The sequence below is a fragment of the Massilia sp. LMS1-1-1.1 genome (assembly GCF_040815535.1).
GTDB lineage: Bacteria > Pseudomonadota > Gammaproteobacteria > Burkholderiales > Burkholderiaceae_D > Janthinobacterium > Janthinobacterium aestuarii.
In genome coordinates, this window is the sequence record NZ_JBFPNG010000056.1 from 94,756 (window position 1) to 110,734 (window position 15,979).

General features: G+C 53.7%; 10 protein-coding genes. 6 read left to right on the forward strand and 4 right to left on the reverse strand.

What is annotated here, in order from left to right; translation table 11 throughout:
* Positions 1-10 precede the first annotated feature (10 nt).
* A complete protein-coding gene (locus MRBLMS1_RS25135; RefSeq protein WP_485882800.1) occupies positions 11-2,170 on the reverse strand; it encodes a TonB-dependent receptor in 2,160 nt (719 codons plus the stop codon).
* 864 nt (positions 2,171-3,034) lie between these two features.
* Here MRBLMS1_RS25135 and iteA point away from each other — a divergent pair.
* Together iteA and iteS are read left to right on the forward strand one after the other, a co-directional pair.
* The gene (gene iteA, locus MRBLMS1_RS25140) at positions 3,035-4,210 is read left to right on the forward strand and encodes an anti-phage ATPase IteA (RefSeq protein ID WP_485882802.1); all 1,176 of its coding nucleotides are present in this window, start codon (positions 3,035-3,037) and stop codon (positions 4,208-4,210) included.
* Positions 4,176-6,500: a S8 family anti-phage peptidase IteS gene (iteS, locus tag MRBLMS1_RS25145; RefSeq protein ID WP_485882804.1), complete on the forward strand. Its 2,325-nt coding sequence runs from the start codon at positions 4,176-4,178 to the stop codon at positions 6,498-6,500. The genes iteA and iteS overlap by 35 nt, the downstream gene beginning before the upstream one ends.
* A 150-nt stretch (positions 6,501-6,650) precedes the next feature.
* On the opposite strand, the gene MRBLMS1_RS25150 is transcribed toward iteS, so the two are convergent.
* Both MRBLMS1_RS25150 and MRBLMS1_RS25155 read right to left on the reverse strand, forming a co-directional pair.
* Positions 6,651-8,066 carry a CBASS cGAMP synthase gene (locus tag MRBLMS1_RS25150; protein ID WP_058051057.1) on the reverse strand — a complete coding sequence of 472 codons (1,416 nt, stop codon included), beginning with the start codon at positions 8,064-8,066 and terminating at the stop codon, positions 6,651-6,653.
* Position 8,067: 1 nt separating this feature from the next.
* On the reverse strand, positions 8,068-9,081 hold the full coding sequence (locus MRBLMS1_RS25155) for a CBASS cGAMP-activated phospholipase (RefSeq protein ID WP_485882807.1): 1,014 nt from the start codon (positions 9,079-9,081) through the stop codon (positions 8,068-8,070).
* Between the two features lie 500 nt (positions 9,082-9,581).
* On the opposite strand from MRBLMS1_RS25155, the gene MRBLMS1_RS25160 reads away from it, so the two are divergent.
* From MRBLMS1_RS25160 to MRBLMS1_RS25170, 3 genes are all read left to right on the forward strand, one after another.
* Positions 9,582-10,148 (forward strand): rolling circle replication-associated protein, encoded by a 567-nt coding sequence (locus MRBLMS1_RS25160; RefSeq protein WP_485882809.1) that lies wholly within the window; start codon positions 9,582-9,584, stop codon positions 10,146-10,148.
* A gap of 497 nt (positions 10,149-10,645) precedes the next feature.
* On the forward strand, positions 10,646-11,536 hold the full coding sequence (locus tag MRBLMS1_RS25165; RefSeq protein WP_485882811.1) for a hypothetical protein: 891 nt from the start codon (positions 10,646-10,648) through the stop codon (positions 11,534-11,536).
* On the forward strand, positions 11,536-13,185 hold the full coding sequence (locus tag MRBLMS1_RS25170) for an RNA-directed DNA polymerase (protein WP_485882813.1): 1,650 nt from the start codon (positions 11,536-11,538) through the stop codon (positions 13,183-13,185). The genes MRBLMS1_RS25165 and MRBLMS1_RS25170 overlap by 1 nt, the downstream gene beginning before the upstream one ends.
* A 240-nt stretch (positions 13,186-13,425) precedes the next feature.
* On the opposite strand, the gene MRBLMS1_RS25175 is transcribed toward MRBLMS1_RS25170, so the two are convergent.
* Positions 13,426-14,064 (reverse strand): SDR family oxidoreductase, encoded by a 639-nt coding sequence (locus tag MRBLMS1_RS25175; protein WP_485882815.1) that lies wholly within the window; start codon positions 14,062-14,064, stop codon positions 13,426-13,428.
* A 536-nt stretch (positions 14,065-14,600) separates the two neighbouring features.
* Here MRBLMS1_RS25175 and MRBLMS1_RS25180 point away from each other — a divergent pair.
* Positions 14,601-15,956: a chitinase gene (locus MRBLMS1_RS25180; RefSeq protein WP_485882817.1), complete on the forward strand. Its 1,356-nt coding sequence runs from the start codon at positions 14,601-14,603 to the stop codon at positions 15,954-15,956.
* Positions 15,957-15,979: the final 23 nt, after the last annotated feature.

Here is a 15,979-nt window from a genome sequence, read left to right on the forward strand (position 1 = left end):
GCCGATCGCCTCAGAAATCGACGGCGGCCGACAGTTGCATGGTGCGGGGCGCCGACTGCGAAACGGTGCCATACGAGGCCACGCCGGCCCAGTAATGGCGGTCGAAAGCGTTCATCAAGCCGGCGCGCAAGGTCGTCGCCTTGCCGGCGATGGCCGTGCGGTAGCGCAAGCCCAGGTCGACCTTGGTCCACGACGGCACCGATTGCAGATTCGTCTGATCCACAAACTGCTTGCTCGTGTAGCTGACGGCGCCCGTGGCCGTCAGGCCCGGCCAGTACGGCAGATCCCATTCGCCGCCCAGGTTGGCCATCGACGTCGGCACGCCCACGGGGCGCTTGCCCATGGTGGCGGCGTTGTTGGTCTTCACCAGACGCCCGTCGAGCAGGGTAATGCCGGCCAGCAGGCGCACGGCCTTGCTGGCCGCGCCGGACAGGTTCAGCTCCAGGCCCCGGTTGCGCTGCTCGCTATCCATGCTGTAGACCTTGCCATACAACTGGCCGCTGGGCTTGGTCACCTGGAACACGGCCAGGGTCGCCAGCACGACGCCGAAATCGGCCTTCGTGCCCACTTCATATTGCTTGCTCTTGTAGGGCGCAAAGACCTGGCCCGCGTTGTCGGCGATGTTCGGGGCGATATCGCCCTTGCTGAGGCCCTCAATATAGTTCGCATACAGCGACACGTGGCGCAGCGGCTTGACGACGATGCCGGCCAGCGGCGTCAAGGCGCCTTGCTTGTAGTGCGTGGTCAGCGCGCCGCTGGTGGCGTGGTAGTTTTTCGATTCGACCAGCTGGCGGCGCACGCCCAGGGTCAGCTGCACGCGCTGGTCCAGCATGTCCAGCGTATCGGCCACGGCCAGGCTGGAGAGGGTCGACGCGGACAGTTTCGGCACGCGGGCCGGTGCGGCAATGCCGGGGTCGGGCACGGCCACGGGATGGTAGATGTTTGAGGTGATGAGCTTGCCGGAATTGCTCACGCTGCCAAACTCGTCGCGGTAGACATTGCCCATCACGACCAGCGCATGCTCGACGCCGCCCGTGCGAAAGCGTGTGCGCACGCCCGTGTCGCCGCTGGCGCGCCGCACGCGGAATTTCCAGTTCATGGGCGTGACCGTCATGTCGCCGGCCGCGCTGGTGATCGTCGGCGTCTGGTCCGAATAGCGCGACACGTCGGAGCGCGTGCCGCCCACATCGGCGAACACGGTCACTTTATCGTTCACATCGTATTCGATCTTGCCCAAGGTGGCCAGGTCGTTGGACTTCCACCAGCCCCAGGACTGGGCGATGTTGCGCCGGCCGTCCGGCGCCTCGGGCACGGGCAGGCGCGCTGCCACGAGGAAAGGACGCGTGGGTGCGTCGATCCACTGGTATTGCTCGATCACGTCGAGCGAGGCGCGCAGCCGCTGGCCCTGGTAGTCGAGGGCGACGGCCGCCACTTCCGCGCGCGACGTCTGGTGGTCGAGCGGCGTACGGCCCTGGCGGTGCAAGCCGTTGAAGCGGATGCCAAAACGCCGCTCCTCGCCGAAACGGCGGCTGACGTCGATGGCCGCGCCAGCCTGCGAGCCCGAGCCGTAATCGAGCGTCAAACGCGTCAAGTCGCGCGGCAGCGAGCGTTTCGGCACGGCATTGACGACGCCGCCCACGCCGCCATTCGGCGACATCCCGTACAGCAAGGCGGCCGGCCCCTTGAGCACCTCGACGCTTTGCAGGTATTCCGTAAACAAATGGTAATTGGGCGACACGCCATACACGCCGTCGAACGCCACTTCACTCAGATTGCCCTCGTTGAGGGGAAAGCCGCGGATGAAAAACGAATCCGTGACGCCGCCGATCTGGCCCGTGAAGCGGGTGGACGGATCGCCGCCCAGCACCTCGGCCAGAGTCAGCGCCTGCTGGTCCAGCATGCGCTGGCTCGTGTAGCTGTTGACGCTGAACGGCGTATCGAGCAAGTCTTTTTCCCCCAGCAAGCCAGCCCGCGCACTCTTGGCAATCTGCCCGCCGGCATCCGCTTCGGCCTGGCCTGTGACGACGACGGTGGCAAGCGGGTTGGGCGCGCTGGACGTTGCTTGCGCGTAGACGGAGGGTGGCACGCTGGCAATCAGCAGGCCTGCGAGGATCAGGCGGGCGGCGAGGGGATGGTGGACTGGGAAAGGAGTAGGGAGTGAGGATGGCATCGATGGCATGGGCGCAAGGTTATAAGAAGGAAAACTGTGCGCACTATACTATAAATGAGAATCATTACGGTCTATATTTCGTGATATGACACGCTCTGAATGCTGGTCGAGACGCCGATTCGGCTTGGCTTTGCAAAGATCAGCAATTTCAGTTTGATCTGCTGGCGTCTCCCTTCATGGGGGCATAGTCGGTGTGTCTCACCTCGGCGCCGCCATAATAGGTGTGCGGATTGGGCTGGTTCATCGGAAGATCGGCCTGTAGACGCGTGACACAGTCTGGAAGGCATTTTGTCGAAACATGAAATTATGCGTGGCCGGGGCGCACAAGATCGCTAGGTAGATTGCGGAATACTGCGGCAAGGAAATGCAGTACAGGGCGCTAGACCAGAAACCCTATTTCCGCTCCAAGGGCATTGTGGTGCCTGAAGTCGATGTATAGCGGCTACCTCATTGCACCACAATGCTTCGTGCTGCACAAACAGCTTTTCTGGCCGTGACCGGTCATTGTATGGATGGCCTGCAGACTTAGTGCAACAACAATCTCGGCGTCGTGTACCTGGCGACCGCACTGTGACTGCCACTGGTGGTTGACGATTGTCCTTTCTGACAGTCATTCCAGTACAGAGCATCGATTTTCTTATTGGTCTCCGCGTTGGCCAACTTGGTCAGTTAAGGCAGCGGTGCGCGCTAGATGTGACCTGCCAAGTCTTGCCAAGTCAGGTTTGAATCGGTACAGCTAAGGATTCACAGTCCAGCCAGCTATTTACGATTTGCACGGCTGTAGCGAAGTGAATCGATATTGAAGAAAAGTGAAACGGAATTGGAATTTTGCGTTACGATAGCTGCTCTATCCGATTCACCTTCATGAAAAATCGTTGCAAAATGGCGTTTCCGCATCTTTCCGAAGTATTGAAAATTATTGATGGGGCGCTGAAATCCAACGCGACCATGTCGACCAACTATGCCGGTTTGCTTGCGGATAAGTTGGAACAGGACGGGGAGCGTGAAATAGCTGGCCGAATCAGAGAACGGCTGGCACGCGCACCGACTGCCGTGGCGCACACACAAGACGCCTCGAGGGCCTTTGCCAACTTACCGGTTGACCAAGAGAGCCGTCTCGACACCGTTGACGTAAGCGCGCCCGTTAAGGGCGCCATCACTTTACACTTGCCGAGTGGCACAGCCAATCGGATTACGGAATTCTTGCAAACTGTAAGGCATTATGACCATCTACGTGCCGCAAAAGCTGCATCACCTCTGCGGCTGCTGCTTTATGGTCTGCCTGGCACCGGAAAAACCCAAACGGCGCGCTGGATCGCCGCTGAACTTGAGCTGCCGCTGCTCACTGTGCGCTGCGATACCCTGATTAGTAGCCTGCTTGGTCAGACCAGCAAGAACTTGCGCCGCGTTTTTGACTACGTCGAGCAACGTCCCTGTGTGCTGTTCCTTGACGAGTTCGACGCCTTGGCATCTGCGCGGGGAAATGAACGTGACGTAGGTGAGCTGCAGCGCGTGGTGATCGCGCTATTGCAGAACATTGATGCGCTTTCCGAGAACACGATTGTGCTCGCCGCCTCGAATCACGAACGGCTGCTCGACCCAGCTGTCTGGAGGCGGTTTCCCTTCCAATTGCCGTTGCCGTTGCCCGACCATGAGCTACGTGCGGCAATGTGGAAAACAATGCTCGCAGGCTTTACGCCTGACGGTTTGGACTTGGAGACTCTAGTGGTGAAGTCCGAAGGCGCGTCGGGCGCTTTAATTGAATTGGTTACGATGGACGCCAAGCGGCAGGCGATCTTTAGTGGCAAATCTGTCGTCGATGTGGCCGAGCTGTTTCGTAGGCTCGCGCTCGCCATGGCGCTCGCCCAAGGCAAATCGCTGGCTTCCTTCGGAAACGAAATCTGCTGGCTTCGGGAATGGGATGCAAAAATATTCTCGATCAGGGAATTGGCTCGGTTATATTCTGTTTCGACAAGGCAAATAAACCATCTTCTCCAAGGAAAACATGGCAACCCAGGTAAACCGTCCCGCAAGAGGTAGCTTCAAGACCAGCAATCCGATCGCGCATGTCTCTTATCACTCAAGGGATCTTTCCGGCGTCGTCACCACAGGAGGCGGTGGGAAAGAACTTTTCGACGTGACGCCTCAGTTGCGCCAGGCTTTGCAGGTATCGATGGTAAATGCTGCCTCAGCCATTGTCGCCGAAGCGACGGCGCCCGACGTTCCTGGAGTAATGGTCATCCGCATGCGGGACGTCGCGGTTGCAAAATCGCACCGGCCCATGATGCTGATCGCAGAGGCGAACATGGCTCCAGCAGGGCACGGGGAGATTAACGAAATGCTGGTGGCTGTCAACGCAGTCAACCTCGCACAACTAAACGGTGTAATTGGCCAGCGCAACACAAAGGCAATTCGGGCGAATTTATCGGCCGTCGACGGTTTCGAAGCGTGGACTGCACAGCGGCGCTTGCCGAAGTCGCTGCGGGGGCACCCGATTGCAGAAGTGCTCGACACGCTGCGCGGCTTGCAGCGACGATTAATGATCAAAGTGTTTGCGCACCAGGCACTTGCGACAGCCCAACTGGTTGTAGAGCGATTTTTGCAATTGCTTCGCTATTACAAGCTGTCGTTCAAGGTGATCGATCAACGTGTCGGGCCGCCGCTATTTCTGGTCGCCGTGGATGACGCGATGACGCAGGAGGCGTTTACCGCCATCTTGCAGTATCAGGGCATTCGACATGTTCGCCCCGAACCACAGGTTCTGCCGACAGCTGCTGTCATGCCGGCAGCGCCAGTTGCTCCGCGCTTTACTGCCGTTCGTCCGCCCCCCGGACTTCCCACCGTTGCAGTATTCGACTCGGGCATCGATCCCGATGGCGCAGCCCTGGGGCCATGGGTGTCCGGACGCGATATCTACGTTCTTCCTCCAGACACGGACTATGTGCATGGGACAGCCGTTGCATCGCTCATCGTCGACAGTGCTGGCCTCAATGGCGGGCATCCCTATTTTCCACATGCCGCTTGCCGCGTGCATGATGTCTGCGCACTCGAAACCAGCGGCGCACCGGAGACGGATTTGATGCTTCGCCTGCGCGAGGCATTGGCAAAGCGGCCAGATATTAAGGTGTGGAATTTGTCGCTTGGCGGTGCTGAGATCGGTGACGATGAGTTCAGTGACTTCGGCCGTGAACTCGACGCGCTCAGTGACGCGTATGGAGTTTTGTTCATCGTCGCGGCTGGAAATTACATCAATTTGCCGCGCCGCGGCTGGCCAGCCGGTATCGACGCGCTGTCCGATCGCATCACCAGTCCTGCTGACTCGGTGCGCGCGTTGACCGTCGGCGCAGTCACACACCGGGACAACCCGGCCAGTCTGGTCGGCGCCGATGAACCCGCTCCGTATTCCCGCCGCGGACCTGGCCCAGTGTTTACGCCGAAACCGGACATCGTGCATGTCGGCGGCAATGCTGATGTCAACTTGCAGTCGGCCGACATCGGCGTCAATGTACTGACGCCAGGTGTCGGTTTCAATTGCGGGGCTGGAACGAGCTACGCGGCCCCGATCGCGGCAGCTATAGCTGCACAGACATGGCACAGCCTTGCGCTGCCTGGGAGACCCTACGAGGTGGCTGTCTCGCCGACCATGGTGAAGGCGCTAATGGTTCACAGCGCGCAGATCAATTCTCCCGACCGCGACATTGCCCAGCGCCGATACTTCGGCGCTGGCTTGCCAGGCGATCCGGGTGTCGTGTTATATGATTCCGACTCCAGCTTCACTATGCTATTCGAACTGGACATTATCGATAGCATGAAATGGCGCAAGGCACCGTATCCAATTCCGCCATCGCTACTACACGAGGGGAAATTTCGCGGTGAAGTGATCATCACTGCCGTCTATTCGCCGCCGCTCGATCCTTCGGCAGGTGCCGAATACGTGCGCTTCAATGTCGACGTCGGGTTTGGCACCTTCACAGCCAATCCCGGAGGAGAACCCCACTTCAAAGGTTGTGTGCCGGCGCTGGGCGAACTTGGCACGACAGGTCTCGAGGAAGCTCAAGTCGAACACGGCGGGAAATGGTCCCCCGTTAAAATCTATAGGCGACGATTTCCCAAGGGCATGGCGGGCGAAACATGGGGTTTGCAAGCGACGTTATTGCGCCGGGCTTTCGAGCCGCAGCTTGCGCAGCCGCTGCGTGTCGTCATCGCGGTGACGCTCCGGGCATTGGATGACAACCCGAATATCTACGGCGAGGGAAGGAGACTGCTCGCCGCCAGCAACTGGATCAGCCAAGATCTTTCGCAGCGCGTCGATATTCCAGTGCGTACCTAGAGACTGAATCTGCTCTTGTCCGTGACGGGCTATTCAGCCTCTATGATTGCGCGCGATACGGACGAACACCGTGTTTTCGCGCACGAAAGTCGGCTTATGTTCGCTTCGTGCCGTGCCGATGCGCCCCACCGTCGTCCGCGATGAAAACAACTAACGGCGTCGCCGTAAGCGACTGACGAATTTTGTATAAGCCGGCTTGGGCGGGTTCCGCTCGGCTCTCAGAATGTTTTTGATATGGACAGGCACTCTTCGTACGGCATAGACCTGCCCATTAAGCCGAACAACACAATCCATAAAATGTTTACCAATGTATGAGGTATGTTCGCGCACGCTTAGTAATCGCATCCCCATTTGCCGATGCCCCAAGTCACCAATGCCATCGGCCTCTTGTCCAGCGTTGCGAACCGTCCACTCGACTGTCGCATAGTCTGGAATGACGTGCGGGTTCTTAATCCGGAAATCCAGCCAACAATCCTTGCCTACGTTGGGGACTTCGTTCTCGTACGATGCGTGGGCCACTTTGCTGTTGCCGAGGTAGACAGTGATCACGACGTCGGGGATTTGCATAACAGCTCGGCCTGAGGCTTCCTCTTGCATTTCGACAGCCTCAACATCTGGCAAAGGCATAAGAAACGAAAAAGGCTCTGACCAAATTAGGGCAGCTGCGGCTTCATCTGCGGCATCGACGGCACGTGCAGCCGCATCCTCAAGGGATTGTAGGCTGCTAAGGAATGCATCCCAAGCGTCAGCAGACATGCGATTGAGATCTTCGTTCTCGTCGACCGGATTACGCACTTGGCATGAAGCGAAGAGCCGCTTGTGGATACGGACGATAACATCAACCAAGGCGTCTTCGTCGTCCCGAAGCGCAAGCAACCGGTCGACCCATGCATCCTGGTATGCCTGAGTTACTACCACCGTAAGCAGGATTGAAGACGGCCGTGACTCCGGCGTCTCTACGAAAGCAACAGCAGCCCATCCCTTTAAGTACCGAATAAGCCTGCGAAGCTGTTCTCGCGCGCTACCCGATGCGGCGTCCTTGAACCATTTGTAGATAGGTTTTGGGTCACTTTTTTCCCAAGTATTGCTCAAAGTGGCGAGCTGCCGCCTGTCGGTTGACGGATCGAGATGGTAGACAGGCGTGTCGATGTGAAACTGCATTTTATACACGGCTCTCGAGCATCGCTCTTTTGCAGGGGCCTCTATTTTACGGACATCACTACACTCGTCCGCATAACCAAGCAGTTCAGTCTGAACCCATGTGCGAAGCTGCTCCGGAGCTGGAAATGCCTCACCATCTTTTTTTTCCCACTTGAAATAGATGCCCACATCGACATCGTACTCTTCATCAATGTGAACAGGCCGGATTAGTGTGCCGTATTTGTACGATCCTTGAAGCCAGGTGGATATCGGATAGCCAGACTCTTCTTGTAGGTTGGGACACACATAGTCACGCATATCGTTCCACTGCTGTTGCAGAAACTCGCGCTGCTCAACGGTTGGGGTGACGCGGTTGATGAGTGAGTCAGAGGCGTTACCACTGAAAAGATGCGCAGCTTTGGCCATATTAGTCTTTAATGATTCGCAAGTAAGGAGTGTGGGCGAGAAAGGGCAGTAGTTTCGTGTGCATGATGTCGGTCACGGCCTTTTTCGCCAAGCTAATCAACGTCGACCGCGCACTTTCTGTGGCGATATCGAGCCCCATTTCCTCCGCTTGTTCATGCGAGGGCTCGCGATCAATTCGAAGGTAGCGCTCACCAAGGCGATGAGCTACTACCTGGCCAATGAACTGCTGCTGTGCTGAAATCATGACAGAAAGTAGTCTTGCGTCATCCATCCATGTGCCGATCCCAAAATTGCGGCCGGCTGAATGGGCGACTGAATAGGACCTCGTCGTGGTCCCGATGCTTAATATATGTACTGAACTGGAAGGAACCCCAAAATAATGCTCAGCTTCATGAAGAGCGATCTGGTCCGGAGCGTTTGCAAATAGTCCGCCATCGGCGTAACGGTCGCCTCCTATCTCGGCTAATTCGAAAAAAGTTGGTGCTGCTGACGTCGCAAGCGCGACGTCTACAACCTTCAGCTTACTATCGCGCTGCCACTCCGACTTGTGCCGTGTTTTGAAGACCTGTGGACTCCCTTGTGTAAGGTTGACGGCTGGAATTGCGAGGGGATGGATTGCTTCGCCTAGAAGCGTATCCGGCGGTATTAGTGCCTCAACAGCGGCACGCAGGGGCGAACTTGAGTATCGCGGTTTTCCAAGGTGCCTTGCTAGGTCGATTTTTTTTAAAATACTACCTTCCGGTGCGCGTCGATCGGTAGGAAAGATTAATGCCCCCCTCGATTCGAATACCTCGACAACCTTCGACATAGGTATCTCAAACGCCGCCGCAATCGCCACTATTCCACCGATTGACGTACCGCAGATGAGATCGAAGCTTCGTCCTATTGGTTTCCCAGTGGTGTATTCCATGCTAGCAAGGGCTTGCGCGGAGAACAGGCCACGGTAACCTCCACCTGTAAGTGCTAAAGCATGAAATTCTTGCTTTCCAGGCCATTCATTGGAATTATCTGCCATAGGTCGCCTAATTCTTGAATGTTTAAATATACACCACTATTTCCTTGTATACATCCTCTTGGTTCGGGTGTCTGAACGATATTTTGCGCCGGCGACGAATGAAGGGCATACCGATCACGAGGGAATCACAAAATTCCGAGATCGTGTGCGCCGTCGCGCGAGCGCCACAAATTCATCTAATGCGTTATCAATGTCCGCCGGCACAGGACGCTCTCCGGCTTTAGTCGTCCAGACACTGCATGTACTGCAAGAATCAATCGAACACGTAAACGCTTTCCCAATACACGCATGAAATGGCTATCCGTTCGCTACTATGAAAATTTCGGGGATGATCGAATTGGTGCCCTGATTAATTCCACCAAGGCCTGCCCGGTATAAGGCATGGTTGTGCTTAAAAAGCGATGCCCGGGCCAAGCTGTCGCAGTCCCAATATTTTGGTCGGTCGGATGGGCCGCCTTGGCAAAAGTATGGTGCAGCCAGTGCGGTGAAGCCCGCTCGGGTTGACCTACAGAGAAAACATGCTGGACCGCGAACTTGCATTAAAACACTGGAAAGCCTTTTCTCGAAAACTTGGTAAGCATAAACAATTTCATTATGTGGCGGTCATTGAAGAACAGGCCCGTGGCGCCTTGCATTTTCATGTGGCCGTCGCGGGGCGACAAATGTATGCGCTGCTGCGCTCCATCTGGCAAGGCATCCTGGGGCGTGGCCCGAACGGCGAGCAGTTGGGCCAAGTCCACGTCCGCAACCCGCACCGTTTCGGCTTTGGTGTGGCCGGGGCGCACAAGATCGCCAGCTATATAGCGAAATACTGCGGTAAGGAAACGCAGTGCAGGACGCTCGACCAGAAACGCTACTTCCGCTCCAGGGGCATCGTGGTGCCGGAAGTCGATGTATGGCGGGTGCCGTTTTGTACAAACATGCTGCGCGCTGCGCAGGTCGCATTCCAGGCGCTATCAGGCCATTGCATGGCCGGCCTGCAGACCTGGTGCAACAACAATCTCGGCGTCGTGTACCTGGCGACCGCACCGGGATTGCCACAAGTGGTGGACGATTGTCCCTTCTGACAGTTACTCCACCTTGATTGACGGGGAGGAGGGACGTGCTATGGCGCATTTTGACGCTAATTCACTGCGGATACTTGAGCAAATTGAGGAGAGTTTCGCAATCAGTACTGGATCATTCGCAACTCCAGACGGACAAACTGGCGGGCGGTCAATCGCACGAGGATGCTGGAAGATTTTATGTACATGCTTGGGGTGCCGAAATGGGCAGTTCAGCAGGCACGGTACTGTCTGCGTTTACGGGTCTGTGAACGCTGTTTTAAGGATGATATCCGCTGCCATGGAATCTGCGGTCGAGCCAAGCGCGGAGATTTCAATAGTTAAATTTTATTCTGATGGTTGCTCTTTTATGCTAGTTTTGTGGTAATGTTGTATTTTATTTATAATAGCAAATGTAATTTTCAAGTGGTTTAAACGGATGGTTAGCTTTATTGAATTTAAATATCAACAGGGTTTTTATGTATCCAAAATTTGAAATAGAGCATGATGGAATTAAGTGCATGACATTAGCTCCGTATACAATAGATAGTCATGCGAAATACTGTACAAAAATTGGATTTGCAGATCAGTTGAAGAATTCTGGAAAAGATTATTGTGGCGCTGTCGGTGGTGCGCAGGACGACGAGAGCGATAAACATTTGATCGCGCGTTATTTAAATTCTGCTGCACGTACACAAGTTATAGCTTGCATTGAACAGCAAGATTGTGAAGATATAAAATTGGAAGTTCTTGGATTGTTGACAGATGGACATATTTATATTATTGATATTGCCGCAGGCCACGGCGCTGGAACTATGTCGCTGTTGAATACGATATGTAAAATGCGAGAAAATCTTACTCTTCCAATGGATCCGCTTGACGTAGATATACATGCTATAGATTTTAGTCAAAACGCTTTAAATCATTATGAGTGCTTATTGGACTCCCTTAAGTCTGATTATAGTAAATTTGGAATCCACACTACCATTAAGAAGCACGAAGTGGACATTACAGATGATGATAAAATTAGGGTTAAGATAGAAGAAATAAAATCAGAGGTCATAAATTCTCCAATTCTTGGAATTGGCATTGATCCTAGATATTTATTGCTTTGTTCTGCAATATCTGGAGTAAAGAAAAGCGTTTTCATTTCTCAGTTTTCCAAGTCTTATCAAGTAATTGCCGAATCTTTCAAGGAAAACAATAGTGCTTTTTTATGGGTGGAGCCGCTAACTGAGAAAAAATGGATGCCGAAATATTGGGTCGATTTCATGAAAGATAAGCCAGATGTTGCGGATGATGAGAGAAGTACTAAACGTATAGTAAAGCAAGAATACACTTGGCTCGACCCTCATTCCGAGGGGGCTCAAAAAACTGCAGCTGATTATCTTCTCATGGATTTGGCGAAATAATGAAGAAATATATATTAAATAGACCAGTTAATGCATTGCGAAAAGGTTACGATCCTGCCTTTTTGGGCGCGAAAATTAGAGCTAAAAATCCTAGCGCAATGCAAGCGGCGATTATAGAACGATCCATTCAAAAGAAGTTGAACTCTTCTGAGCATTGGAATTACAAAAAATATTCAATATTTAAGGGAATTAATTCGGAAGGAAAGTTAGAGTATAGAAGATGTCTGACTCCAAGCCCAACAACAGCTGCAGCAGAGGCATTTTTAATCAACGAGATTTCACTGTTTAAACATCTGATAAGTCCTCCAAACGTTTTTAGCTATAGAATTGCAAATCATAATACATCTTCAAATTATAAATATTTCCTTCCTGAGTATGAAGCTAGAAATAAAGCTATTTTATCTTGCTTGACTAAATCGCAAGATCATGTTGCTGTTTTCTTTGATATAGAAAAATTTTATCCATCTGTAAATATTCAGATAATGATCGATAAGTTGAAGAAGTTTCATTTGGAAATGAAACAGCATATTGACCTAAAGGTTTTTGTTGATTTTTCGATACAGCAATTGATGGAATCGCCGTCTGGGCTACCTGTTGGCACAGAAGTGTCACATTTACTTGCGAATATATTGTTGCGAGATTTCGATAAAAAATTATGCGAGAAATTTGGCGATAAATTCTTTCGATATGTTGATGACATTACTATTGTTTGCCATAGAAGTGAAATTGAAACAACAAAAACTGCAGTAAATGCATTAATTTCTGAGCTTGGACTGTCACCAAACCATGAAAAAGAAGAGGTTTACTCTTTACTTCAATGGGAGAGCGAAACCAATACAAATCCAATTGAAGGAGAGGATTTTTTCAATTATTGCCAGTTATTAGAAAACTGGCTAAAGACTGATTTAAGTAGATTTGAATCCACAAGAAGAAATTTGAGGGATGAGGGATTTCATATTCCATTAGAGAAGATAATTGCTAGAAGTTGGGCGAATCAAAATAGAGGAAGTGGCGGTCTGAAATTTATCGACATAATGTCTAGGACAAAAGCCCTGCGCGAGAAATATAGGAACGCAGCATTGGATATACGTGTTGACACTCATGATCATACGAGAGGGTCACTGCAAAAAGCTCGAAGAGCGATTAATCCATTATTTTATCTTTTAGATACGTCTGAATATCACATCATATCTGATGTTGCAGGAATGCATCCAAAATTAACCGTACAAAGAGAGGTTTCGAATGCCGTTATCAGCAATGATTGTACCTCTTTAATAGATTACCCTGGATCAACTGTAAGTTCATATTGCGAAATATGGAAAACAGTTTCGCATTCAATTAGGAAGCAACCTGTGGTAAATACTTGGGATCTATCTGTGACGCATAGGTTAGATGCCTTTGTCTCTCTTCATTTGCATAATGTTATCCCAAGTAGCCACGTAGAGTACAATCATTCAATACTCTTTGCACTGCGGGAAGGAGTAGTAGAGCGCACCAAGGAGCTTTCTGGATTTGAAAAGGAAATTGAGTCTTTACGTATAAATCTTGACGCTTCGACACAGGAAATGTTGTTAGGCAGGAGGGAAACCGATGGTGAGGACCTGGACATGCAGGCTTTGGAATTGGGTGACCAAATGATTTCTAGTTAACTGCTAAGTCTATTGGCCGCTGGCTCCATACAGAAAATTAGCAAATGGGGCGCTGTATGGAGCGTCTAGCTTGAGGGGATTGAGGGACCAAAAGTACTTGCCACCTCCCGTCTTAATTTGACATAATATAAATTATGCGAAGTTATGGATGAATTTGAGAAAACCCCCATTTTGCCAACTCCCCAATCGCAAACGCGATTTTCCCTATCTGCGCGCCGCTGTTGCCGCCGCTTGAACAAGCTACATGAAATATGGCTTGTCTCCGTCCGTGTTTGGTTTGTTCACGCCCAGGTTGGCGTGCAGGTGCAGTTCTGGCGCTTCGATGATGCTGGCGATCAGGTCTGCCACGCTCTTGCGCGACACCACGGTGCCTTTGAATGGCGCGTGGCGCGTCGTCAGTTCGTAGTCGACTTCGTCTTCGTCCGTCATCCAGGCTGGGCGCACGATCGTGTATGCCAAGCCTGATGCTTCGATGGCGTCGGCGGCGCGGCGGAATGGTTTCAGGTGTTCCGCCAGCCTGGCGCTGTTCCATTCTCCGAATTTGCCAGGAACTTCATCGTAGATGCCCATCGACAGCACGAAAATCAGGCGCTCGACATGCGAGGCCTGCATGGAAGCAATGATGCTGTTGGCCTGGTCTTCCATGTCGTCGCCGACCAGATTGGCGTAGACCACGTCGTGACCAGGCATCGTTTGACGCAGCAATGCCTGATCCAGCACGTCGCCGGCCAGCACGGCGGCGTTTGCCGGGACTGGCGCAGGCAGCTTGGCGGGATTACGCAACAACAACGTCAAGGCAATGTCTTCACGGCCCGCCAAGGCGCGGATGACCCACTGCGCCACTTGTCCGCCTGCACCCAGTATCACTATCTTTTTCATCTTCTCGCTTTCGTCGTGGCATGGTTCCATACAGGAACTTACAGGCTTTCTTTAATGAAGGAACACATGCGCTTGACTGGTGGCAAATTGCCGCCCGCGACTAATATTCCACTGCCAGCAGCATCAACAAAATAGGCAATGAAATCAGCCATTTACAGATTATTTTCAATGAGGAATCTCAACATTAAATTCCGATGATCAGGCCGTGGCCTTGACGCAGAGGCTGCTGGATCTGTCGCGTATCGTATGCCGTATTGCGTCAGGAAACAGCGTCATAGCCGTTGCGAGATTCTTCCTCCCTTCCCCGCCCTGCTCCCGTCACCAATCCAAGCACCATACCAGCGCGCCAGAAAACAGCCACTGGTATGGCCCGCATCGCCCTTCAACTGGGGAAAGACGGCAACTGGTATTGTGATCTTGCGCAAAGAATAAAACCAGTTGACTACCACCTGCAATGCTTGCACTCTGAAAAATCGGACGGTGTCCAGCCGGCCTGCAAAAAAAATACACAAGGAGACGCAATGAACCGGACAGTCATGAATACCCTCATCATTACCCTCTTCGGGGGAACGTTGGCAGCCTGCGGCGGTGGCAGCGAAGGATCTAGCGCAGGCGCAAGCCAGCTGCTGGCCGGCGCCACGCAAGCGGTCGCCTGCTATGCGCCGTGGAACAGCGGCACGGCCTACAACGGCGGCGGCCAGGCCAGCTACAACAACGTCAATTACACGGCCAACTGGTGGACGCAAGGCAATAACCCGTCGACCAGCAACGGCGGCGCCGGTAGCGGCCAGCCCTGGACGGCAGTGGGAGACTGCGGCACGCCGACGCCAACTCCTACGCCAACTCCGACACCCACGCCTACCCCAACACCTACGCCGACTCCCACCCCGACGCCTACTCCGACACCTACCCCGACTCCAACTCCAACACCGACGCCTACTCCCACGGGCCTGGCGAAACACGCGCTGATCGGCTATTGGCACAACTTCACCAACCCCAGCGGCGCCACCTATCCGATCAGCCAGGTCAGCGACGACTGGGACGTGATCGTCGTGTCGTTCGGCGACAACGCGGGCGGCGGCAATGTCAGCCTGACCATCGATCCGGGCGCCGGCACGGAAGCGCAATTCATCGCCGACGTGGCCGCCAAGCGTGCCAAGGGCAAGAAAGTCATCCTGTCGCTGGGCGGGCAAAATGGCTCCGTTTCCGTCGGCAACACGGCCGAAGCGACGAATTTCACCAACAGCCTGTACGCCATCATCACCAAATATGGTTTCGACGGCATCGACCTGGACCTGGAAAACGGCGTGGCGCAAGGCGCGGCCATCCAGACCTATCTGCCGATCGCCGTGAAAAACCTGAAAGCCAAGGTCGGCAGCAGTTTTTACCTGTCGATGGCGCCGGAATGGGTGTACGTGGAAGGTGGTTACACCAGTTACGGCAGCATCTGGGGCGCCTACATTCCCATCATCAACGCCCTGCGCTCGGAGCTGACGGTGCTGCACCCGCAGTACTACAACAATGGCGATATCTATACGCCGTACGCCACAGGTCCCATCAAGGCCGGCTCGGCCGACCAGCTGGTGGCCACGGCGCGCATGCTGATCGAAGGTTTCAATTACGGCAGCAATACCTTTGCCGGCCTGCGTCCGGACCAGGTGGGCTTTGGCGTGCCGTCGGGGCGCAGCTCGGCCGGCTCGGGTTTCACGACGAATGCCGACGTCAGCAACGCCCTCAATTGCCTGACGCGCCTGCTCAACTGCGGCACCATCAAGCCGCTGCAGGCATATCCGGACTTCCGCGGCGTGATGACGTGGTCGATCAACTGGGACCGCCACGACAACTATAATTTCTCCGTGCCGACGAAGACCGTGCTGAAGACCTTGCCGTAAGGTCAGGCAGGCCGGACGAGTAC